The organism is Vibrio sp. JCM 18905, from assembly GCF_055393305.1.
In genome coordinates this window covers 212336-234269 of the sequence record NZ_AP043879.1, presented here as the reverse complement: position 1 = coordinate 234269, position 21934 = coordinate 212336, and the positions used below count along the sequence as shown (strand labels likewise).

The following is a 21934-nucleotide window of genomic DNA, read 5'->3' as shown; positions in this document are numbered from 1 at the left end:
CGGATTAACGGCCGTAGCCTTTCAGATTCGCTTTCTTCAACACAGAATCATACTGTTGAGACATCAGATGAGTCTGTACCTGTGCCATAAAGTCCATAATTACAACAACTACGATTAGTAGCGATGTACCGCCGAAGTAGAAACGTACGTTCCACGCGACCATCATGAACTCGGGAATCAGACAGATAAAGGTAATGTACAGTGCACCAGCAAGGGTTAAACGTGTCATTACTTTATCAATGTACTTCGCTGTCTGCTCACCTGGGCGGATACCGGGTACGAATGCACCAGACTTCTTCAAGTTATCTGCTGTTTCACGCGGGTTGAAAACCAACGCCGTGTAGAAAAAACAGAAGAAGATAATTGCTGCTGCATAAAGCATTACATACAACGGTTGACCTGGGCTAAGAGCCAAAGACACGTCAGTTAACCAACCGAACGCGCTGCTCTCGCCGTTTTGACCAAACCACTGAGCCAATGTTCCTGGGAACAAGATAATGCTTGATGCAAAAATCGCTGGAATTACACCTGCCATGTTAATTTTAAGAGGCAGATGCGAACTTTGTGCAGCAAATACTTTACGACCTTGTTGACGCTTAGCGTAGTTAACGACGATTCGGCGTTGACCACGTTCCATGAAAACAACGAAGTAAATGACTGCAAAAGCTAATACCGCGATTAGCAACAGAAGAAGTACATGCAATTCACCTTGACGCGCTTGCTCGATTGTTTGACCGATTGCAGAAGGCAATCCAGCAACAATACCTGCAAAAATCAGTATCGAAATACCGTTACCAATTCCTCGCTCTGTAATTTGTTCACCTAACCACATTAAGAACATGGTACCGGTTACTAAACTTACGGTAGCAATTAGCGTAAACATGGTTTGGTTGATAACAACCAGATTGTCGACCATGTTTGGTAGGCCAGTTGCAATACCTATAGCTTGGAAGGTTGCAAGTACAAGCGTGCCGTAGCGTGTGTATTGGCTGATCTTACGACGGCCTGCTTCACCCTCTTTTTTGAGTTCAGCTAACGCTGGATGAACTACAGTTAGCAATTGGACAACAATAGATGCCGAAATATACGGCATGATGCCCAATGCTAATATAGATGCACGCTCAAGAGCACCACCGGAGAACATGTTAAACATTTCAACGATGGTACCTTTTTGCTGTTCGAACAAATCGGCAAGTACAGCAGCGTCAATACCAGGAATCGGCACAAAGGAGCCGGCTCGGAATACTAAAAGTGCACCAATTACGAATAACAAGCGCGACTTTAGTTCACTTAAGCCGCTCTGAGCACTACGAAAATCTTGTCCTGGTTTCTTAGCCATCTGTACCTCGTTCCTCGAGATTATTCCTCGATTTTACCGCCTGCAGCTTCGATTGCAGCTTTAGCGCCTTTAGTCACACGTAGACCTTTCACAGTCACTGCTTTGTTGATTTCACCAGAAAGAACAACTTTTACAAATTCGATGTTCTTAGTGATGATGTTAGCAGCTTTAAGACTGTTTAGATCAACTACGTCACCAGAAACTTTCGCTAGCTCAGCTAGACGAACTTCAGCAGACACTAGGCTCTTACGAGAAGTGAAACCGAATTTTGGTAGACGTTGTTTCAGAGGCATCTGACCGCCTTCGAAACCTGGACGAACACTGCCGCCAGAACGTGATTTTTGACCTTTGTGACCACGGCCACCAGTTTTACCTAGGCCTGAACCGATACCACGACCTACTCGCTTCGCAGAAGTTTTCGCGCCAGCAGCCGGTGCTAGAGTATTCAAACGCATTCTGATTACTCCTCAACTTTAACCATGTAGTAAACCTTGTTGATCATACCGCGAATACACGGAGTATCTTCAAGTTCTACTGTGTGGTTGATTTTACGAAGACCTAGACCGCGCAAAGTAGCTTTGTGCTTTGGCAGACGACCAATTGAGCTTTTAGTTTGAGTTACTTTAATAGTTGCCATGGTGTTCTTACTCCGAAATAGATTCAACAGTTAGACCACGTTTAGCAGCAACCATTTCTGGTGACTTCATGCTACCTAGTGCATCGATCGTTGCACGAACGATGTTGATAGGGTTCGTAGAACCGTACGCTTTAGATAGTACGTTGTGTACACCAGCAACTTCTAGTACTGCACGCATCGCACCACCTGCGATAACACCAGTACCTTCTGCAGCAGGCTGCATGTAAACTTTAGAGCCCGAATGGCGACCTTTCACTGGGTGGTGAAGAGTGCCTTCGTTTAGAGCGATCGTAGTCATGTTACGACGCGCTTTTTCCATTGCTTTTTGAATCGCTGCAGGTACTTCACGAGCTTTGCCGTAACCGAAACCTACACGACCATTACCGTCACCAACTACTGTTAGTGCAGTGAAGCTCATGATTCGACCGCCTTTAACCGTCTTAGATACGCGGTTAACTGCGATTAGCTTTTCTTGCAAATCATTCGCTTGAACTTGTTGTTCTTTAGCCATCTTCCAACCCTACCTTAGAATTTCAGACCAGCTTCGCGAGCAGATTCTGCTAGCGCCGCTACTCGACCGTGGTATTGGAAACCAGAACGATCAAATGCAACTGCAGTTACGCCCTTCTCAAGAGCGCGCTCAGCAATAGCTTTACCCACTGCTTTAGCTGCATCAACGTTACCAGTGTATTTCACTTGCTCACGGATCGCTTTTTCTACAGTAGAAGCTGCTGCGATAACCTCAGAGCCGTTAGCCGCGATAACCTGTGCGTACACGTGACGAGGAGTACGGTGTACAACTAGGCGAGTCGCACCCAGTTCTGCAATCTTACGACGTGCACGTGTAGCACGACGGATGCGAGATGCTTTCTTATCCATAGTGTTACCTTACTTCTTCTTAGCTTCTTTAGTACGCACATTTTCATCTGCGTAACGAACACCTTTGCCTTTGTATGGCTCAGGCTCACGGTAAGAACGAATGTCAGCCGCAACTTGACCAACTAGTTGCTTGTCAGCACCAGTGATCACGATTTCAGTTTGGCTTGGACATTCAGCTTTAATACCCGCTGGCAACTCGTGCTCAACTGGGTGTGAGAAGCCTAGTGTTAGACCTACAGCATTGCCTTTGATAGCAGCACGGTAACCTACACCTTTAAGAGTTAGCTTCTTAGTAAAGCCTTCAGTAACACCAACAACCATGTTGTTAACTAGAGCGCGAGCAGTACCTGCTTGAGCCCATGCGTTAGCAACACCTTCTTTAGGACCGAAAGTCAGGTTATTTTCTTCCTGAGCGATTACAACTGCATCGTTAAGAACGCGAGTTAGTTCGCCTTTCGCACCTTTTACAGTGATTTCTTGGCCGTTTAGTTTCACCTCTACGCCAGCTGGAATAGCGACAGGTGCTTTTGCAACACGAGACATAGTCTACTCCTTATTAAGCTACGTAAGCGATGATTTCACCACCAAGACCTGCTTTACGTGCAGCGCGGTCTGACATAAGACCCTTGGAAGTTGAAACGATAGCAATACCAAGACCACCCATTACAGAAGGAAGTTCATCTTTCTTCTTGTAAACACGTAGACCTGGACGAGAAACACGTTTAAGTTGCTCGATTACTGGTTTAGCTTGGAAGTACTTAAGTGTAACTTCTAGCTCAGGTTTTGCTTCGCCTTCAACAGCGAAGTCAACGATGTAACCTTCAGCTTTTAGTAGTGCAGCAATTGCAACTTTAAGCTTTGAAGAAGGCATTTTTACAGCAACTTTGTTTGCTGCCTGACCGTTACGAACGCGGGTCAGCATATCCGAAATCGGATCTTGCATGCTCATATGATTTACTCCAAATGATTAAGTGGCAATTACCAGCTAGCCTTACGAAGACCCGGAATCTCGCCTTTCATGCAAGCTTCACGAACCTTAATACGGCTTAGACCGAACTTACGTAGGTAACCGTGTGGACGACCAGTTTGGTTGCAACGGTTGCGCTGACGTGATGCACTTGAATCACGTGGAAGAGATTGCAGTGTAAGAACCGCGTTCCAACGATCTTCTTCAGATGCGTTTACATCGCTGATGATAGCTTTTAGCGCTGCACGCTTTTCAGCGAACTTAGCTACTAGCTGTGCACGTTTAGCTTCACGTGCTTTCATTGATTGTTTAGCCATAACAGTAACCCTTCACCTTACTTACGGAATGGGAAGTTAAAGGCAGCCAGCAGAGCACGGCCTTCCTCATCAGTACCAGCAGACGTCGTAATAGTGATGTCTAAACCGCGTACACGATCAACTTTATCAAAGTCGATTTCCGGGAAGATGATTTGCTCGCGAACGCCCATGCTGTAGTTACCGCGACCGTCAAAAGACTTAGCGCTAACACCACGGAAGTCACGTACACGTGGAAGAGCGATGTTAATTAAACGCTCAAGAAAATCCCACATACGTTCGCCACGCAAGGTTACTTTACAACCGATAGGGTAGCCTTCACGGATTTTGAAACCTGCAACAGATTTGCGCGCTTTTGTGATAAGTGGCTTTTGACCAGAGATCGTTGCCATATCAGACGCTGCATTTTCTAGCAGTTTCTTGTCGTTGATTGCTTCACCAACACCCATGTTTAGGGTGATTTTCTCGATTCTAGGGACTTGCATGACGCTTGTGTAACCGAACTGTTTGGTCAGTTCAGCGACTACAGACGACTTGTAGTAATCATGCAGTTTCGCCATAGTAGAACTCCAAATTACTTCTATTAGTTAGAAACGGTTTCGCCGTTAGACTTGAAGAAACGAACTTTTTTGCCGTCTTCAAAACGGAAACCGATACGGTCAGCTTTACCAGTAGCTGCGTTGAAAATCGCCACGTTAGAAACGTCGATTGCTGCTTCTTGCTCTACGATACCGCCTTGGATACCCATAGCTGGAACAGGTTTCTGATGCTTCTTAACTAGGTTGATACCTTCAACGATAACTTTACCAGTTGCTAGAACCTTAGTTACTTTACCTTTCTTGCCTTTGTCTTTACCAGCAAGAACGATTACTTCGTCATTACGACGGATTTTAGCTGCCATTTCTACGTGCTCCTTACAGAACTTCTGGAGCCAGTGAAACGATCTTCATGAACTTATCGCCACGAAGTTCGCGTGTCACAGGACCAAAGATACGTGTACCGATTGGTTGCTCAGTATTGTCGTTTAGCAATACGCAAGCATTTCGGTCGAAGCGAATGACAGAACCGTCAGGACGACGTACGCCTTTACGGGTGCGCACTACCACCGCCTTCAGAACATCACCTTTTTTAACTTTACCGCGAGGGATTGCTTCCTTCACAGTAACTTTGATGACGTCACCGATATGTGCATAACGGCGGTGAGAGCCACCCAGAACCTTAATACACATTACGCTGCGTGCGCCTGAGTTATCAGCTGCGTCCAGCATACTTTGCATTTGGATCATGTTAGTGCTCCGCTAAATATTAATAACTAGACCCATCACGGGTCGGGCTGCCTCTTTAAAAGGGACGCGAATTGTACCACCCTTTTTTGTGATTGGGTAGTCAAAAAATAAACGGCTCCAAAAATATTTTGGAGCCGCTTTAGTTTCATAGAATTAACGAGATTAAATCTTCGCCTTTTCTAGAACTTTTACCAAAGTCCAAGACTTAGTCTTAGACAGTGGACGACACTCTGCGATTTCAACTGTGTCGCCTAGGCCACACTCGTTGTTCTCGTCATGTGCGTGTACTTTAGTCGTACGTTTTACGTATTTACCGTAGATTGGGTGTTTTACGAAACGTTCGATAGCAACAGTGATAGACTTGTCCATCTTATCGCTAACAACACGACCTTGTTGAGTACGTTTTACTTCGCTCATTATGCGCCTGCCTTCTCAGTCAAAACAGTTTTCACACGTGCGATATCACGGCGTACAGCTTTCAGAGTATGAGTTTGCTGTAGTTGACCAGTCGCAGCTTGCATGCGCAAGTTGAACTGTTCACGTAGCAAATTCATTAGCTCAGCGTTAAGCTCTTCAACGCTTTTCTCGCGTAGATCTTGTGCTTTCATCACATCACCTGCTTAGTTACAAATGTAGTTTTGAAAGGCAGTTTACGTGCCGCAAGACGGAACGCTTCACGTGCCAATTCTTCAGGTACACCACCCATTTCGTACATAACCTTACCAGGTTGGATTTGGGCTACCCAGTACTCAACGTTACCTTTACCCTTACCTTGACGAACTTCAAGTGGTTTTTCTGTGATTGGTTTGTCTGGGAACACACGGATCCAGATTTTACCTTGACGCTTAACGTGACGTGTCATTGCACGACGTGCCGCTTCGATTTGACGAGCAGTTAGACGACCACGGCCAACAGCTTTAAGACCGAATTCGCCGAAGCTTACATCAGTACCTTTAGCTAGACCACGGTTACGACCAGTCTGAACCTTACGGAACTTAGTACGTTTAGGTTGTAGCATCTGTCGACTCCTTACTTACGGCCTTTACGCTGCTTCTTAGGCTTGTCGCCTTTAGGCTCTACAGCGTTAGCTGCTGGCATACCACCTAGGATTTCACCTTTGAAGATCCAAGTTTTAATGCCGATCACACCGTATTGAGTGTGAGCCGAAGAAGTTGCGTAATCAATGTCAGCACGTAGAGTGTGTAGAGGCACACGGCCTTCACGGTACCACTCTGAACGTGCGATTTCAGCGCCGCCTAGACGACCGCTTACTTCCACTTTGATACCTTTAGCGCCTAGGCGCATTGCGTTTTGTACTGCGCGCTTCATAGCACGACGGAACATAACACGACGCTCTAGCTGAGACGCGATGCTGTCACCAACAAGTTGCGCATCTAGTTCAGGCTTACGTACTTCAGCGATGTTAATTTGCGCTGGTACACCTGCAATTTTAGCTACAGCTGCGCGTAGCTTCTCAACGTCTTCACCTTTCTTACCGATAACAACGCCTGGACGAGCAGTGTGAATAGTCACACGGATGCTCTTAGCAGGACGCTCGATAACGATACGTGATAGAGACGCTTTTTTCAGTTCACTTGTAAGGAACTGACGTACCTTGAAGTCGCCGTCTAGGTTGTCAGCGAAATCTTTGGTGTTAGCAAACCATGTAGCATTCCAAGGCTTAACGATGCCTAGACGAATACCATTTGGATGTACTTTTTGACCCATTGCTTACTCTCCTAGTCTCTAGCGATCTGCTACAACAACAGTGATGTGGCTTGAACGCTTCAAGATACGATCCGCACGACCTTTAGCACGAGGCATAATACGCTTCATGGTTGGGCCTTCATCTACAAAGATTTTTGCGACATTCAGATCGTCAATATCTGCACCTTCGTTGTGCTCCGCGTTAGCGATAGCAGACTCTAGAACTTTCTTAACTAGTGCAGCAGCTTTTTTGTTGCTGAACGTTAGGATTTCTAGAGCTTGGTCAACAGATTTACCACGGATTAGATCCGCAACTAAGCGAGCTTTCTGAGGCGAAATGCGAGCAAAGTTATGTTTAGCAATTGCTTCCATTATTTACTCCTTAGCGCTTCTTAGCTTTCTTATCCGCAGCGTGACCGCGGTAAGTACGTGTTGGTGCGAATTCACCCAGTTTGTGACCGATCATTTCATCAGTTACAAATACTGGTACGTGCTGACGACCATTATGGACAGCGATGGTCAAACCGATCATCGTAGGGATGATCATTGAACGACGGGACCAAGTCTTAATAGGCTTTTTGTCTCCGCTTTCCACCGCTTTCTCTACCTTCTTCAGCAAGTGTAGGTCAATAAAAGGACCTTTCTTGAGAGAACGTGGCATGGCGATTCCTCTTTATATAGATTACTTGTTACGACGACGTACGATGTACTTGTCAGTGCGTTTGTTCTTACGAGTCTTGAAGCCTTTAGTAGGCATACCCCAAGGAGATACTGGGTGACGACCACCAGAAGTACGGCCTTCACCACCACCGTGTGGGTGGTCAATCGGGTTCATTACAACACCACGAACCGTTGGACGGATACCGCGATGACGTGATGCACCTGCTTTACCAAGTTCACGTAGCATGTGCTCAGAGTTACCAACTTCACCGATTGTTGCACGGCCTTCAGAAAGAACTTTGCGCATCTCGCCAGAACGTAGACGGATAGTTACGTACGCACCGTCGCGAGCAACGATTTGAGCGTAAGCACCAGCCGAACGAGCTAGCTGACCACCTTTACCAGGCTTAAGTTCAACGTTATGTACTGTTGAACCTACTGGGATATTACGCATTGGTAGAGTGTTACCAGCTTTGATTGGTGCATCAACACCAGACTGAATAACATCACCAGCTACAACACCTTTAGGTGCCAGGATGTAGCGACGCTCACCGTCTTTGTAAAGAACTAGAGCAATGTTTGCGCTACGGTTTGGATCGTATTCAAGACGCTCAACTGTCGCTGGAATACCATCTTTAGTACGTTTGAAGTCAACTACACGGTAGTGGTGCTTGTGACCACCGCCGATGTGACGTACTGTGATACGACCCTTGTTGTTACGACCACCGTTCTTAGAGTTTTTCTCTAGAAGAGGTGCGTATGGCTTGCCCTTGTGTAGGTCAGCGTTAACAACTTTAACAACGTGACGACGACCAGGGGAAGTCGGCTTACATTTAACAATAGCCATTTTTAACTACTCCTGTTATTCCGCGCCGCCAACGAAGTCAAGATCTTGACCTTCTTTCAAAGTAACGTACGCTTTCTTAACGTCGCTGCGGCGACCTTGGCGTAGACCTTGACGTTTGGTCTTACCCTTAGTGATAAGAGTATTTACAGACTTAACTTCAACTTCAAATAGCTTTTCTACAGCTGCTTTGATCTCTTTTTTAGTCGCATCTTTAGCTACTTTGAAAACGATAGTGTTCGCTTTCTCAGCTGCCATAGTTGCTTTTTCAGAGATGTGCGGTGCACGTAGAACTTTTAGGATACGCTCTTCAGTGATCATGCTAGCATTTCCTCTACTTGCTTAACTGCTTCTGCAGTCATTACAACTTTGTCAAACGCGATTAGAGATACTGGATCGATACCAGCAACATCACGTGCGTCAACTTTGTATAGGTTACGAGCAGCTAGGAATAGATTCTCATCTACTTCGCTAGTCACGATTAGAGCGTCAGTTAGCTCAAGCTCTTTAAGCTTAGCAACTAGCTCTTTAGTCTTTGGTGCTTCAACTGAGAAGTTATCAACAACGATTAGACGCTCTTGACGAACAAGCTCAGAAAGAATGCTCTTCATAGCACCACGGTACATTTTTTTGTTTACTTTTTGGCTGTGATCTTGTGGTTTCGCAGCAAAAGTAACACCACCTGTACGCCAGATTGGGCTACGGATTGTACCAGCACGCGCACGGCCAGTACCTTTTTGACGCCATGGCTTAGCGCCACCGCCAGAAACTTCTGAACGTGTTTTTTGAGCACGAGTACCTTGACGAGCACCTGCTGCGTACGCAACAACTACTTGGTGTACAAGAGCTTCGTTAAACTCACGTCCGAAAGTAGTTTCGGAAACAGTTAGTGCATCGGCACCTTTAACCATTAGTTCCATTACTTACTCCTGAGACGTTATGCTTTAACAGCTGGTTTAACGATCACGTTGCCGCCAGTTGCGCCTGGGACTGCACCTTTAATAAGAAGCAGGTTGCGCTCAGCGTCAACACGTACGATCTCTAGGTTTTGAGTCGTTACACGCTCAGCACCCATGTGACCTGCCATTTTCTTGCCTTTAAATACGCGACCTGGAGTCTGACATTGACCGATAGAACCAGGAGCACGGTGAGACAATGAGTTACCGTGAGTCATATCTTGAGTACGGAAGTTCCAACGCTTAACAGCGCCTTGGAAACCTTTACCCTTAGATGTACCAGTAACGTCTACTTTCTTAGTTTCGTTGAATAGTTCAACAGTTAGTTCTGAACCAACTTCGAACTCTTCGCCGTTTTCTAAACGGAATTCCCAAAGACCGCGACCAGCTTCAACGCCAGCTTTAGCAAAGTGACCTGCTTCAGCTTTGTTTACGCGGTTAGCTTTCTTAGAACCAGCTGTAACCTGGATTGCTGCGTAGCCGTCAGTTTCAAGAGTTTTCACTTGAGAAACACGGTTAGCTTCAACCTCAACAACAGTTACTGGGATAGAAACGCCTTCTTCAGTAAATACGCGGGTCATGCCCACTTTACGACCGATTAGACCAATCATACTTCTAATCTCCCTTAACCTAGGCTAATTTGAACGTCAACGCCCGCAGCAAGGTCTAGACGCATTAGAGCATCAACAGTCTTGTCTGTTGGCTCAACGATGTCGATTAGACGCTTGTGAGTACGGATTTCGTACTGGTCACGTGCTTTCTTGTTAACGTGTGGAGAGATAAGAACTGTGAAACGCTCTTTACGAGTTGGCAGTGGGATTGGACCACGAACCTGTGCGCCAGTGCGCTTAGCTGTTTCAACGATTTCCGCTGTAGAAGCATCGATTAGTTTGTAATCGAAAGCTTTTAGGCGGATACGGATACGTTGGTTCTGCATGAGACAGAGCTCCAAATTTAATAAATTACACAAACAATATCGCCACTCAAACTCGTCAAGACGAGAGAATGCCGATTGATTTATGTGAAACCGTAGCATCCAAGATTAGGACGCATTGTCAGTTAATTTTCGATTAACTATCCCTATATGCCAAAGTCACCTTTGGGGATAGTTTTTCCGAAGAAAAGATAGCTAATTGTATTAACCGCGAACATAAGCTGAGTATACATTACCTCGCAAATCCTTAGATTTGCTCGCTCCTCACTGCTCATTGGTTCACAACTGGCTTAACCAGTGCGTTGCATTATACAGATCACACTTTAGGTTGCAAGCGCTGAGTGAAAAATAATCGGGAATATTCCAAACCCTATACATCCCTCTTCGCTTGGTAGCCATTAAACAAAAAGGACGCCGAAGCGTCCTTTTCTAAACTGTAATCGTAATAGCGGCTGCTATTATTTCTTACCGCTTGATAGTGCACCGAAACGCTTGTTGAAGCGATCAACACGGCCGCCTGTATCAACGATACGTTGCTTACCAGTGTAGAATGGGTGACACTTGTCACATACGTCTAGGTGGATAGACTCTTTACCTAGAGTAGAGTTGAACTCAAAAGAGTTGCCGCAAGAACAAGTCGCTTTTACTGCTTTGTATTCTGGGTGGATACCAGCTTTCATGGGATAACCTCAATAGTAGGCCGTGTCGCTATACGAATCTAAGCCGCACACCACACGCAATTAATAATAAAATGGGATACCGCATCAACTAATTGCCGAAGCCATATCTCAAGGCGCGATATAGTAAAGAATCACATTGCTCGGATCAACACATTTGGCAACTTTTTCGCCACTTTTTTAGCCAGACTAATCATAGAGGCACGATTCACGCTGAATCACATAGCTTTACTCGAATTTCCATACCGATTTTAATAGACTCTCATTTCCTTTCCCTCTTTTTAATAGCTAAGAATTTATGCGTCCAACCATTGCTAGAGTGGCATTACCCGTTCCGCTCGACAAACAATTTGATTACGCCATTCCGGGGCACCTGTTTCCGATCATTGGTGGACGCGTTTCCGTACCTTTTGGACGCCAAACCTTAGTCGGCATCGTCACCGCAATGGTGAACGACTCCGACTTTCCTAAAGATCAACTTAAGCCAATCAAAGCGGTATTAGACTCCCAACCGATATGGCCAGAGACGCTTTATTCACTGCTAAATTGGTGCAGCCAGTTCTATCAGTACCCTCTAGGTGACACTCTACACAATGCAATGCCTGCCGCGCTGAGGAAAGGCAAACCGGCCGACTTTGCAACGCTACAAGAATGGCAACTGACAGAAGCAGGAAGAAATAAGCTCATGCAAGGGCTTGGACGTGCGATAAAACAACAGCGTGCACTCCAAATGATGATCAACGGCCCAATCTCGCATCAAGAGCTCTTGGATCAAGAAGTAAACTCGACCATCTTAAAAAATCTCGAAGAAAAAGGTTGGGTCGAGCGCATCGAGAAAAAGCCGACCATTACGAAATGGAGTCAAAATGTAGAGTGTGCGGTAGAGAAACCAAAGCTTAACCATGAACAAGCACTCGCGATTGCCAGCGTAAATAGCCAAACGGGCTTTGCTTGCTATTTATTAGAAGGGGTAACTGGCTCTGGTAAAACCGAAGTTTACTTAAACCTTATCAAGCCCGTTCTAGAGCAAGGGAAACAAGCATTAGTTTTAGTACCTGAGATCGGTCTAACGCCCCAAACCATCAACCGCTTTAAACATCGATTTAATGTCCCGGTAGATGTGATTCATTCCGGTTTGAATGAAACAGAGCGTTTGAACGCCTGGTTATCGGCTCGCGATAAAGCCGCGGGGATCATCATTGGTACGCGCTCAGCCCTACTGACACCTTTTGCTGACTTGGGGATTATTATCGTTGATGAAGAGCATGACGCCTCGTATAAGCAACAAGACAGCTTGCGTTACCATGCCCGTGATGTTGCCGTCATGCGTGCCCATAAAGAGCAAGTACCGATTGTCCTTGGCTCAGCGACGCCAGCGTTAGAAACCCTACATAATGCACTGTCTGGTAAATATCACCATTTAACACTAACCCAACGAGCTGGCTCTGCCGTGCCAACCACCAATAAAGTGTTAGATGTAAAAGGTCAGTATTTAGAAAGTGGCTTATCCGCCCAACTGATTGCAGAAATGCGCAAACACTTAAAAGTGGGCAATCAGGTTATGTTGTTTCTTAACCGCCGAGGTTTCTCGCCCGCTTTGATGTGCCATGAATGTGGTTGGATTGCAGAATGTAAACGCTGTGATGCGTACTATACGTTCCACCATTACAGCAACGAAATACGCTGCCATCACTGCGGCTCACAACAACCTGTCATTCATCAGTGTCAGGGATGTGGTTCAACTCAACTGGTTACCGTCGGCGTAGGAACGGAACAGCTCGAACAACAATTGGCTCAGTTGTTTCCAGAATACAAAGCCATTCGCATCGACAGAGACAGCACACGTCGCAAAGGTAGCTTGGAAGATGCCCTTGAGTCGATTCGTAAAGGTGAATACCAAATACTGATAGGCACTCAAATGCTGGCTAAGGGGCACCACTTTCCAAATGTAACGCTCGTTGCTCTTTTGGATGTTGATGGCTCTCTATATAGTAGTGACTTCCGCGCTTCGGAGCGATTAGCTCAGCTGTTTATTCAGGTCGCAGGTCGTGCTGGCCGAGCAAGTAAACCTGGCGAAGTGATCCTACAAACTCACCATCCTGAGCACAGCTTGCTGCAAGCCCTACTTCAAAAAGACTATCGTCACTTTGCTATGACAGCTCTGGAAGAACGTAAGCTCGCCCAGCTTCCGCCTTATAGTTTCTTGACTCTGTTTAAAGCAGAAGCAAACCAAAGTGAAGTGGTTGAAGACTTCTTACGTCAGGTTCGCTTTACCTTAGAATCGCATCCTTTATTTGACAACACTTGCATGGTGCTGGGTCCAACACCATCACCTCTCGCCAAACGTGCAGGCAAATACCGCTGGCAGCTGTTACTTCAAACCCAGCATCGTTCATTGATGCAAAAGTTATTAACCAGTGCCAAACCTGCTATTGAGTTGTTGCCAAATGCCAAGAAAGTTCGCTGGAATTTAGACATAGAGCCACAAGATCTCAGCTAGCAAACGTTTAACTATGTAATGAATTACCATTTAATGTGATAAACATCACAACGGGATTGCAATTTTTGTTAAACAGACCGTAACTTTCACTTTAGAAATGAATAGACTATCCAAATTAGAAAAGTCTAAAGTGACTTGTTCGCACAGGCTTAGATTAAAACAATGACTATTCCCACAAATTGATGTCGCAGTGAAGAATCCATTTTTCCACTTGTTAACACGAACTGAGCGAAGAGCAAACGATGCTCTAACTCAGCGTGATTATTATGATTTCAAACAGGAATAACGTCATCTTGGCAAAAAATAAACGAGAGGTTAAAAACTATGGCGACAATGAAGGATGTTGCCCAGCTTGCGGGAGTGTCTACGGCTACGGTATCTCGAGCATTAATGAACCCAGAGAAGGTCTCTTCTTCAACGAGAAAAAGAGTAGAAGATGCCGTACTTGAAGCGGGTTATTCTCCAAACTCATTAGCGCGTAACTTACGTAGAAACGAATCAAAAACCATTGTCACTATCGTTCCCGACATCTGTGATCCTTATTTTTCTGAAATTATTCGCGGTATTGAAGATGCTGCCATGGAACATGGCTATCTAGTCCTGCTGGGCGATAGCGGACAACAGAAGAAACGTGAAAGTTCTTTCGTTAACCTCGTATTTACTAAGCAGGCAGATGGAATGCTACTGCTTGGCACAGATCTACCGTTCGATGTCAGTAAGCCAGAGCAAAAGAACTTACCTCCGATGGTAATGGCGTGTGAATTTGCGCCTGAACTCGAGCTTCCGACAGTACATATTGATAACCTGACCTCAGCATTTGAAGCGGTGAATTACCTAACCCAATTAGGTCATAAACGCATTGCTCAAATCTCTGGACCAGATACAGCAATATTGTGTCAGTTCCGCCAGCAAGGCTACCAACAAGCTCTGCGCCGTGCCGGCATCAATAAAGATCCACAATATAGTGTCATTACTGAGTTCTCTTTTGATGGCGGAGCAAAAGCCGTTCGTAAACTGCTCGAATTGCCAGAGCCACCAACGGCTATTTTCTGCCACTGTGACACAATGGCCATCGGCGCAATTCAAGAAGCGAAAAAGCTTGGCTTACGAGTACCGCAAGATCTCTCTGTTGTGGGCTTTGATGACATTAACTTCGCTCAGTACTGCGATCCACCGTTGACCACTATCTCTCAGCCTCGCTATGAGATTGGTCGACAAGCGATGCTAATGATGCTTGAGATGTTAAAAGGACACGACGTGCATTCAGGCTCGCGCCTACTTGAAACTAACCTCGTCATTCGCGGAAGTGCAGCGCCACCACAGCGCCCTTAACCTAAAAATTAGGTATTCATACCCAAAGCGGTGCTAAGGCGCCGCTTTTTATTTGCCCCTCCTGCTTTTTGTGTATCCCCGAATAAATATAAGCAAGAACGGAAACACACTCCTACACTCGGGCGTTGTCGCGCTTTAGCTATCAAGATTCTATCAATAGGGTGTTTTCTCAACTCGTTCTGGATTAACATATTTGCAAGAATCCTTGATGACCAGAAATAACCGTGGCAAATAGAGATTATGTAAGACGGGGGCGAGGCGCCCCAAAAAAGTCGACAAAAAAACAGCCGCCGAGAAGAAAAAAACCTTGGCGTAGTGGCCTGCTCGCTATCTTGCTCGTGGGTGGTTTTGGCTATGGTCTTTACCTTTTGAGTAGCGACCCAGAACCCAAACAACCTGTCGTGAAGCAGCCAACAACCACTGTAAGCAAACCAAAGCCGAAAAAAGACTTGCCGCCACCACCAGAAGAAAAGTGGGAATATGTTGAGTCACTACCGAAACGTGAAGTTGAAGTTGTGGCCAAAGAAATTGAAGTTTCTAAAATTCCTTACATCATGCAGTGTGGCGCGTACAAAACCCAGGCACAAGCGGAAGAGCGCAAGCTTGCAATCGCGTTCCAAGGGATGTCGAGCAAGATTCGTAAGAAAGAAGGCAGTTCATGGTATCGCGTGGTGCTAGGTCCGTATAAGTTCAAACGTGATGCAGAACGTGACCGTCATAAACTGCAACGCGCGAAAATCGAGCCATGTGCGATTTGGAAAGAAAATCTTTAAACTCAGGCCCTAGGAGCTAAGATCCTAGGGCCTTTCTTTTTGCCCCCTTGAATCCCCATTTCTCCTCCCCCATATACTGAATTAAATCCAAAGAGAAATAATCAAGAGGTCGACTGTGACTACCATTGTATCTGTACGTCGAAATAATAAAGTCGTCATCGCGGGTGATGGCCAAGTATCTCTAGGCAATACCGTAATGAAAGGTAATGCGCGCAAAGTTCGCCGCCTATACAACAACCAAGTACTAGCGGGCTTTGCTGGCGGCACTGCAGATGCCTTCACCCTTTTCGAGCGCTTCGAAAGCAAGCTACAAATGCACCAAGGCCACCTAACTAAGGCTGCGGTTGAGCTAGCCAAAGACTGGCGTAGCGATCGTGCTCTGCGCAAGCTCGAAGCCTTGCTTGCCGTTGCCGACGAAACCGCATCGTTAATCATTACCGGTAATGGTGATGTCGTACAGCCAGAACACGACCTGATTGCGATTGGCTCTGGTGGTGCTTACGCACAAGCTGCAGCAACCGCCCTACTAGAAAACACAGATCTAGATGCTCGTGAGATCGCGGAAAAAGCCCTCAACATCGCGGGTGATATTTGTGTCTTCACCAACCACCACCACACAGTAGAAGAGCTAGACTCAACGGTAGAGCCTGAAAAACCAACCGCGTAATCGTAACGAAGTAAGGAAAGAATATGTCTGAAATGACGCCTCGCGAAATCGTTCATGAATTGAACCGCCACATTATCGGTCAAGAAAAAGCCAAGCGTTCGGTTGCGATTGCACTTCGTAACCGCTGGCGCCGTATGCAGCTTGAAGAAAGTTTGCGTGCCGAAGTGACGCCAAAAAACATTTTGATGATTGGTCCTACTGGTGTTGGTAAGACTGAAATAGCACGCCGCCTAGCAAAACTGGCAAATGCACCATTCATCAAAGTTGAAGCGACAAAATTCACAGAAGTGGGTTACGTTGGTAAAGAAGTTGAAACCATCATCCGTGACCTGACTGATGTCGCGGTAAAAATGACGCATCAACAAGCGATGGAAAAAGTAAAATTCCGCGCTGAAGAGCAAGCGGAAGAACGCATTCTTGATGCGCTACTGCCACCAGCACGTGATAGCTGGGGTCAAGCAGAGCAAACGGAAGAGTCTTCTCACACTCGCCAGATCTTCCGTAAGAAACTGCGTGAAGGCCAACTAGACGATAAAGAAATTGAAATCGACGTAGCCGCACCACAAATGGGCGTAGAGATCATGGCGCCCCCAGGTATGGAAGAGATGACTAACCAGCTGCAAGGCATGTTCCAAAACCTGGCAGGCGACACTAAGAAAAAGCGTAAGCTGAAAATCAAAGACGCAATGAAAGCGTTAGCGGAAGAAGAAGCGGCGAAACTGGTAAACCAAGAAGAGCTAAAAGAAGCTGCGATTTTCAACGTTGAAAACAACGGCATCGTATTTATCGATGAGATCGACAAGATCTGTAAACGCGGTGAGAGCTCAGGGCCAGACGTTTCACGCGAAGGTGTTCAGCGCGACCTACTTCCATTGATTGAAGGCAGCACGGTATCAACCAAGCACGGCATGGTAAAAACAGACCACATTCTGTTTGTTGCATCTGGTGCATTCCAAGTGGCAAAACCATCTGACTTGATCCCAGAATTGCAAGGTCGTCTACCAATTCGTGTTGAGCTAGAAGCACTAAGCAGCAACGACTTCAAACGCATTCTGACAGAGCCAAAAGCCTCTCTAACAGAGCAGTACGTGGCGTTGATGAAAACGGAAGATGTGGACATCGAGTTCACAGAAGATGGCATCACGCAAATCGCGGAAGCGGCATGGACGGTCAACGAAAGCACAGAAAACATCGGTGCTCGTCGCTTACACACCGTTATGGAACGCTTAATGGATGAAATCTCTTACGATGCGGCGGAGCAATCTGGCGCGAAGTTTGTTATCGATGCCGCTTATGTGAAAGAGCGCCTAGGTGACACGATTGAAGATGAAGATCTAAGCCGCTTTATTCTTTAATCGCAATCTATCCCACCAAAGCCCAGAACCTTGTTTCTGGGCTTTTTTGTTTAGAATGACGGTCACTTAAACAACATCTAAATCAAAAGATCTGGTCATTCTAGCGAGCTCAAGCGAGACTAAGAATCTAGTAACAGCACACCCTATTCTTTCCCACCCACCTTAACCACCGCACAATCGGATGATAGATTCTGAATCACGCTCGTTCCTCGTTGTTCAGAATGACGGTCATTGTGACAACACCTAAATCAAAAGGTCTCGTCATTCTAGCCGGCTCAAGCGAGACTAAGAATCTGCTAACAGCAGGCGCCTACTCTTCCGCTCTCACCTTCACCACCGCACAGCCGAACGATAGATTCTGAATCACACTCGTTCCTCGCTGTTCAGAATGACGGTGACTTTGACAACACCTAAATCAAAAAGATCTCGTCATTCTAGCGAGCTCAAGCGAGACTAAGAATCTGCTAACAGCAGACGCCTATTCTTTCCCACTCACCTTCACCACTGCACGACCGGACGATAGATTCTGAATCACACTCGTTCCTCGCTGTTCAGAATGACGGTGACTTTGACAACACCTAAATCAAAAAGATCTCGTCATTCTAGCGAGCTCAAGCGAGACTAAGAATCAGGTAACAGCAGACGCCTATTCTTTCCCACTCACCTTCACCACTGCACAACCGGACGATAGATTCTGAATCGCCCTTTGACTTCTAGTTGAGTTGTTTTAGGTCAATAGCGTATCTGCCTCTTTGTGCTTATACTGGGCACATTGGTTACTAGCACGAAATTTCCATGAAACAATCTTTACAGATCTGGCTTGAAGCCGCTCGCCCAAAAACACTACCTCTGGCATTAGTCTCTATCTTAACGGGTAGCGTACTCGCCTACTCGGCGGGTCATTTTTCACTGACAATTGCCATCATGGCTTTCGTAACCGCGACGTTGCTGCAAATTCTGTCCAACCTGGCAAACGACTATGGCGATGCTGTTCAAGGTACAGATAACGACAAACGCCTTGGCCCATTACGAGCGATGCAGTCTGGCGCGGTAAGTGCGAAACAGATGAAACAGGCGATTATCTTTAACATCGTTCTGACCGCTATTTCTGGCTTAGTGTTAGTTTTCTATTCACTAAGCTCACTGGAAAGCATTGTGACGTTTATCGGACTGGGAATTTTAGCCATCCTCGCGGCGATTGCTTACACCATGGGTAGCAAGCCATACGGTTACGTGGGGCTTGGCGATATTTCAGTTTTCTTGTTTTTTGGTTTACTCGGCGTATCCGGTACCTACTTCTTGCATACCGGTCACGTAGACACCACTCTATTCTTACCTGCTTTAGGCTGCGGTTTACTCGCTGTTGCAGTACTCAACATCAACAATATGCGTGATATCGAGAACGACCGAGAGTGTGGTAAACGCACGGTCGCAGTACGCTTGGGTCAACGTAAAGCCAAGCAGTACCACTTTATCTTACTTGGCGGAGCTATCCTTGCCTTTGCGGCTTACTTGTTAATTCAAGACAAACCCGTTTGGATTAGCTTGCCATTTTTACTTAGTATTTATTTCGTGGCCGATCATGGTAAAGCGGTTTGGCATACACAAAAGCCCGCTCAGATAGCACCAATGATGCCAGTCATCGTGAAATGCTCTTTAGTCACCAACGTTTTGTTTGCAACAATTGTGGTAGCTCAAACTCTAGTAAGTTAAAAAAGGATTGTCATTGCATTGACTTAATGCCTAGATATACTCAAAGACAACCAATTTCTGTTTAGAAAGGTACGCTATGGAATACAATACCTCAGCACTCTGTGATATCTACCTCGATCAGGTAGATGTGGTTGAACCAATGTTCAGTAATTTTGGCGGTCGCGCTTCATTTGCCGGGCAAATCACCACCATCAAGTGTTTTGAAGATAATTCGTTGATCCGCGAGACATTAGAGCAAGACGGACTTGGTCGCGTTTTGTTAATTGACGGTGGCGGTTCCCTACGTAAAGCCCTTATCGATGCAGAAATTGCAACTATTGCGGAAGAAAATGAGTGGGAAGGCATTGTCGTTTACGGCTGTGTTCGTGAAGTTGATGAGCTCGAAGATATGAACTTAGGTATTCAAGCCCTCGCTTCGATTCCTGTTGGTGCGACCAACCAGGGTATTGGCGAATTAGATGTACCAGTCAATTTTGGCGGCGTCAGCTTCTTACCTGAAGATTATATTTATGCCGATAGCACCGGAATTATCCTGTCGCCTGAACCATTGAATATTGATTTAGAGTTGGATGAAGAAGAATAACGAGTCTTAGGTACCTAAGTTATAGGACCTTCTCTTGGCTATCAGAATCGAGCTTGTCCCAACGATTTTCAACTTGCCCAAAACACAAACACCCGCTTAACGCGGGTGTTTTTAATTTGGAATGAAGAAGCCGGATTATTCCACTTCGTCCATTTTGCCAAGTAGTGCACGAATGCGCTCTTGCCATTGCGCATGCTCTTGCTGTGCTTGTTGTGCTTTTTGCTCTAGCTCTTCTCGTTGAGAGCGAAGCTCGTTCGCTTCTTCCGCAAGTTTTGCTTTATCTTCTTTCAGCTCTTCGACTTCCATCTGAAGAAGAGTGATTGTGTCAACTGCAGTTTGAATTTTAGATTCTAGTTGTTCTAGTACTTCAAAAGACATCTTGGCCTACCTATGTTATTCCGTTGGGACGATGTGCGAGATTGATGCACACCTAACCTATATAAGGTTCATTCTACTCAGCGTCGCGATGAGAAACACTCACTATATTCGATATTTCGCATCATTCGGTCAAAAAATCGGCGCAATCTCACTAAACGCTGACTTTTCTTATCGCCGAAGCATTTTTGAGCAAGGATTTTGCCTCCCGCCACGCTAAAAATCGCCCTAAGTATTGATCAAATTCAAGTTAGATAAAGTAAAAGCTCCGCAAAAAGGCAAACGTTTACCCTACGTTGTGATAGAATCGCCGCGCAAATTCTTCTTCCCTCTTGCTTACTTGGAGACATCATGAAACGCGATTTAGCAATGGCATTTTCCCGTGTGACTGAAGGTGCAGCTTTGGCTGGTTACAAATGGCTTGGCCGTGGCGATAAAAATGCAGCCGATGGCGCAGCTGTTGAAGTTATGCGCACCCTACTGAACAAAACAGATATCAGTGGTGAAATTGTCATTGGTGAGGGTGAAATCGATGATGCGCCAATGCTATACATTGGTGAGCAAGTGGGTATTGGTGGTGATGAAGTAGATATTGCAGTCGACCCGATTGAAGGGACGCGTATGACGGCAATGGGGCAATCTAACGCACTAGCCGTACTTGCCGCAGGTGAGAAAGGCAGCTTTCTTAAAGCGCCAGATATGTACATGGAAAAACTGGTTGTTGGCCCTGGTGCAAAAGGCGTGATTGACTTAGAAAAGCCGTTAAAAGAGAACCTAGAGAACGTAGCAAAAGCCCTGAACAAACCACTTGATACCCTCGTCGTTATTACCCTTGCGAAACCTCGCCACGATGACGTTATTGCAGAAATGCAAGCAATGGGCGTACGTGTCTTTGCGGTGCCTGATGGTGACGTGGCTGCCTCTATTCTGACTTGTATGCCAGACAGTGAAGTGGACATGATGTACTGTATTGGCGGCGCGCCAGAAGGGGTCGTATCAGCCGCGGTGATTCGAGCGCTAGACGGTGACATGCACGGTCGTCTACTTCCGCGTCACGAAGTAAAAGGCGATACTGAAGAAAACCGCATTTACGGCGCAGACGAACTAAAACGCTGTGATGAAATGGGCGTAAAAGCGAATGTTGTCCTCAAAATGGAAGACATGGCCCGTAGCGACAATGTGGTATTTTCAGCTACAGGCATCACTAAAGGTGACTTGCTAGAAGGCATCTCTCGCCAAGGCAATATCGCAACCACAGAAACGCTGCTCGTGCGTGGTCGATGCCGTACTATTCGTCGTATTAAGTCGACTCACTACCTAGATCGTAAAGATCCAGAAGTGCGTGATATTATTCTTTAAGCATTTCTCGAGGCTCTAGCCAATCTGAGTTGGAGCCTTTCTTTCTCACACTCGTTCCTCGCTGTTCAGAATGACGG

Annotated in this window: 32 protein-coding genes; 8 read left to right on the top strand and 24 right to left on the bottom strand. The window is 46.0% G+C overall.

Annotation, left to right across the window (positions count from 1 at the left end; all coding sequences use genetic code 11):
* Positions 1-4: 4 nt before the first annotated feature.
* The 23 genes from secY to rpmE all read right to left on the bottom strand — a co-directional run bounded on the left by secY (position 5) and on the right by rpmE (position 11203).
* The gene (gene secY, locus ACZ5ZC_RS09340) at positions 5-1339 is read right to left on the bottom strand and encodes a preprotein translocase subunit SecY (RefSeq protein ID WP_005379562.1); all 1335 of its coding nucleotides are present in this window, start codon (positions 1337-1339) and stop codon (positions 5-7) included.
* Between the two features lie 20 nt (positions 1340-1359).
* Entirely contained in the window at positions 1360-1794 is a 435-nt protein-coding gene (rplO, locus tag ACZ5ZC_RS09335; protein WP_005383155.1) for a 50S ribosomal protein L15, read from the bottom strand.
* A 5-nt stretch (positions 1795-1799) separates the two neighbouring features.
* Positions 1800-1976: a 50S ribosomal protein L30 gene (gene rpmD, locus ACZ5ZC_RS09330; RefSeq protein ID WP_005379565.1), complete on the bottom strand. Its 177-nt coding sequence runs from the start codon at positions 1974-1976 to the stop codon at positions 1800-1802.
* 7 nt (positions 1977-1983) lie between these two features.
* Complete coding sequence (gene rpsE / locus ACZ5ZC_RS09325) at positions 1984-2487, bottom strand: 30S ribosomal protein S5 (RefSeq protein WP_004745894.1); 504 nt, start codon at positions 2485-2487, stop codon at positions 1984-1986.
* A 14-nt stretch (positions 2488-2501) separates the two neighbouring features.
* Positions 2502-2855 carry a 50S ribosomal protein L18 gene (gene rplR / locus ACZ5ZC_RS09320; RefSeq protein ID WP_005379568.1) on the bottom strand — a complete coding sequence of 118 codons (354 nt, stop codon included), beginning with the start codon at positions 2853-2855 and terminating at the stop codon, positions 2502-2504.
* Between the two features lie 9 nt (positions 2856-2864).
* On the bottom strand, positions 2865-3398 hold the full coding sequence (gene rplF / locus ACZ5ZC_RS09315) for a 50S ribosomal protein L6 (RefSeq protein ID WP_005392377.1): 534 nt from the start codon (positions 3396-3398) through the stop codon (positions 2865-2867).
* 13 nt (positions 3399-3411) lie between these two features.
* Complete coding sequence (rpsH, locus tag ACZ5ZC_RS09310) at positions 3412-3804, bottom strand: 30S ribosomal protein S8 (RefSeq protein WP_005379572.1); 393 nt, start codon at positions 3802-3804, stop codon at positions 3412-3414.
* A gap of 29 nt (positions 3805-3833) precedes the next feature.
* Positions 3834-4139: a 30S ribosomal protein S14 gene (gene rpsN / locus ACZ5ZC_RS09305; RefSeq protein WP_012841173.1), complete on the bottom strand. Its 306-nt coding sequence runs from the start codon at positions 4137-4139 to the stop codon at positions 3834-3836.
* Positions 4140-4156: 17 nt separating this feature from the next.
* On the bottom strand, positions 4157-4696 hold the full coding sequence (rplE, locus tag ACZ5ZC_RS09300; RefSeq protein ID WP_005379573.1) for a 50S ribosomal protein L5: 540 nt from the start codon (positions 4694-4696) through the stop codon (positions 4157-4159).
* 23 nt (positions 4697-4719) lie between these two features.
* Positions 4720-5037 (bottom strand): 50S ribosomal protein L24, encoded by a 318-nt coding sequence (gene rplX, locus ACZ5ZC_RS09295; RefSeq protein WP_005379574.1) that lies wholly within the window; start codon positions 5035-5037, stop codon positions 4720-4722.
* A 13-nt stretch (positions 5038-5050) separates the two neighbouring features.
* Entirely contained in the window at positions 5051-5422 is a 372-nt protein-coding gene (rplN, locus tag ACZ5ZC_RS09290) for a 50S ribosomal protein L14 (RefSeq protein WP_004410450.1), read from the bottom strand.
* Between the two features lie 162 nt (positions 5423-5584).
* Positions 5585-5839 (bottom strand): 30S ribosomal protein S17, encoded by a 255-nt coding sequence (gene rpsQ, locus ACZ5ZC_RS09285; RefSeq protein ID WP_005379575.1) that lies wholly within the window; start codon positions 5837-5839, stop codon positions 5585-5587.
* Complete coding sequence (rpmC, locus tag ACZ5ZC_RS09280; RefSeq protein WP_005379576.1) at positions 5839-6030, bottom strand: 50S ribosomal protein L29; 192 nt, start codon at positions 6028-6030, stop codon at positions 5839-5841. Before rpmC ends, rpsQ begins: the two co-directional genes overlap by 1 nt.
* Positions 6030-6440 (bottom strand): 50S ribosomal protein L16, encoded by a 411-nt coding sequence (rplP, locus tag ACZ5ZC_RS09275; RefSeq protein ID WP_005379577.1) that lies wholly within the window; start codon positions 6438-6440, stop codon positions 6030-6032. The genes rpmC and rplP overlap by 1 nt, the downstream gene beginning before the upstream one ends.
* Positions 6441-6451: 11 nt before the next feature.
* A complete protein-coding gene (gene rpsC / locus ACZ5ZC_RS09270) occupies positions 6452-7150 on the bottom strand; it encodes a 30S ribosomal protein S3 (RefSeq protein WP_005383161.1) in 699 nt (232 codons plus the stop codon).
* Positions 7151-7168: 18 nt separating this feature from the next.
* Positions 7169-7501: a 50S ribosomal protein L22 gene (gene rplV / locus ACZ5ZC_RS09265; protein WP_005383164.1), complete on the bottom strand. Its 333-nt coding sequence runs from the start codon at positions 7499-7501 to the stop codon at positions 7169-7171.
* A gap of 10 nt (positions 7502-7511) precedes the next feature.
* Entirely contained in the window at positions 7512-7790 is a 279-nt protein-coding gene (gene rpsS / locus ACZ5ZC_RS09260) for a 30S ribosomal protein S19 (RefSeq protein ID WP_004394525.1), read from the bottom strand.
* A gap of 21 nt (positions 7791-7811) precedes the next feature.
* On the bottom strand, positions 7812-8636 hold the full coding sequence (rplB, locus tag ACZ5ZC_RS09255) for a 50S ribosomal protein L2 (RefSeq protein WP_005383168.1): 825 nt from the start codon (positions 8634-8636) through the stop codon (positions 7812-7814).
* A 15-nt stretch (positions 8637-8651) separates the two neighbouring features.
* Positions 8652-8954, bottom strand: coding sequence for a 50S ribosomal protein L23 (rplW, locus tag ACZ5ZC_RS09250; RefSeq protein WP_004398471.1), 303 nt, complete (start codon positions 8952-8954; stop codon positions 8652-8654).
* On the bottom strand, positions 8951-9553 hold the full coding sequence (rplD, locus tag ACZ5ZC_RS09245; protein ID WP_005379556.1) for a 50S ribosomal protein L4: 603 nt from the start codon (positions 9551-9553) through the stop codon (positions 8951-8953). Before rplD ends, rplW begins: the two co-directional genes overlap by 4 nt.
* Positions 9554-9570: 17 nt before the next feature.
* Complete coding sequence (gene rplC / locus ACZ5ZC_RS09240; protein ID WP_005379555.1) at positions 9571-10200, bottom strand: 50S ribosomal protein L3; 630 nt, start codon at positions 10198-10200, stop codon at positions 9571-9573.
* A 14-nt stretch (positions 10201-10214) separates the two neighbouring features.
* Positions 10215-10526, bottom strand: a complete 312-nt coding sequence (gene rpsJ, locus ACZ5ZC_RS09235) for a 30S ribosomal protein S10 (RefSeq protein WP_004410492.1) — start codon at positions 10524-10526, stop codon at positions 10215-10217.
* A gap of 455 nt (positions 10527-10981) precedes the next feature.
* The gene (gene rpmE, locus ACZ5ZC_RS09230; RefSeq protein WP_005379546.1) at positions 10982-11203 is read right to left on the bottom strand and encodes a 50S ribosomal protein L31; all 222 of its coding nucleotides are present in this window, start codon (positions 11201-11203) and stop codon (positions 10982-10984) included.
* Between the two features lie 295 nt (positions 11204-11498).
* Between rpmE and priA the strand changes: the two genes are divergently transcribed.
* The 7 genes from priA to rraA all read left to right on the top strand — a co-directional run bounded on the left by priA (position 11499) and on the right by rraA (position 20123).
* Positions 11499-13700 carry a primosomal protein N' gene (gene priA / locus ACZ5ZC_RS09225; protein WP_464931867.1) on the top strand — a complete coding sequence of 734 codons (2202 nt, stop codon included), beginning with the start codon at positions 11499-11501 and terminating at the stop codon, positions 13698-13700.
* Between the two features lie 303 nt (positions 13701-14003).
* On the top strand, positions 14004-15032 hold the full coding sequence (cytR, locus tag ACZ5ZC_RS09220; RefSeq protein WP_254901949.1) for a DNA-binding transcriptional regulator CytR: 1029 nt from the start codon (positions 14004-14006) through the stop codon (positions 15030-15032).
* A gap of 224 nt (positions 15033-15256) precedes the next feature.
* On the top strand, positions 15257-15805 hold the full coding sequence (ftsN, locus tag ACZ5ZC_RS09215) for a cell division protein FtsN (protein ID WP_017820300.1): 549 nt from the start codon (positions 15257-15259) through the stop codon (positions 15803-15805).
* A 115-nt stretch (positions 15806-15920) separates the two neighbouring features.
* Positions 15921-16472 (top strand): ATP-dependent protease subunit HslV, encoded by a 552-nt coding sequence (gene hslV, locus ACZ5ZC_RS09210; RefSeq protein ID WP_005383176.1) that lies wholly within the window; start codon positions 15921-15923, stop codon positions 16470-16472.
* A 23-nt stretch (positions 16473-16495) separates the two neighbouring features.
* Positions 16496-17827, top strand: coding sequence for an HslU--HslV peptidase ATPase subunit (gene hslU / locus ACZ5ZC_RS09205; RefSeq protein WP_006742475.1), 1332 nt, complete (start codon positions 16496-16498; stop codon positions 17825-17827).
* Positions 17828-18622: 795 nt separating this feature from the next.
* Positions 18623-19540, top strand: a complete 918-nt coding sequence (locus ACZ5ZC_RS09200) for a 1,4-dihydroxy-2-naphthoate polyprenyltransferase (RefSeq protein WP_005383178.1) — start codon at positions 18623-18625, stop codon at positions 19538-19540.
* A 76-nt stretch (positions 19541-19616) separates the two neighbouring features.
* Positions 19617-20123, top strand: coding sequence for a ribonuclease E activity regulator RraA (gene rraA / locus ACZ5ZC_RS09195; RefSeq protein ID WP_114323088.1), 507 nt, complete (start codon positions 19617-19619; stop codon positions 20121-20123).
* A gap of 135 nt (positions 20124-20258) precedes the next feature.
* Here the strand turns inward: rraA and zapB are convergent, their stop codons facing one another.
* A complete protein-coding gene (gene zapB, locus ACZ5ZC_RS09190; protein ID WP_005379536.1) occupies positions 20259-20501 on the bottom strand; it encodes a cell division protein ZapB in 243 nt (80 codons plus the stop codon).
* A 348-nt stretch (positions 20502-20849) separates the two neighbouring features.
* Here zapB and glpX point away from each other — a divergent pair, with 348 nt between their 5' ends.
* A complete protein-coding gene (glpX, locus tag ACZ5ZC_RS09185) occupies positions 20850-21857 on the top strand; it encodes a class II fructose-bisphosphatase (protein ID WP_005383180.1) in 1008 nt (335 codons plus the stop codon).
* The last annotated feature ends 77 nt before the right edge of the window (positions 21858-21934 follow it).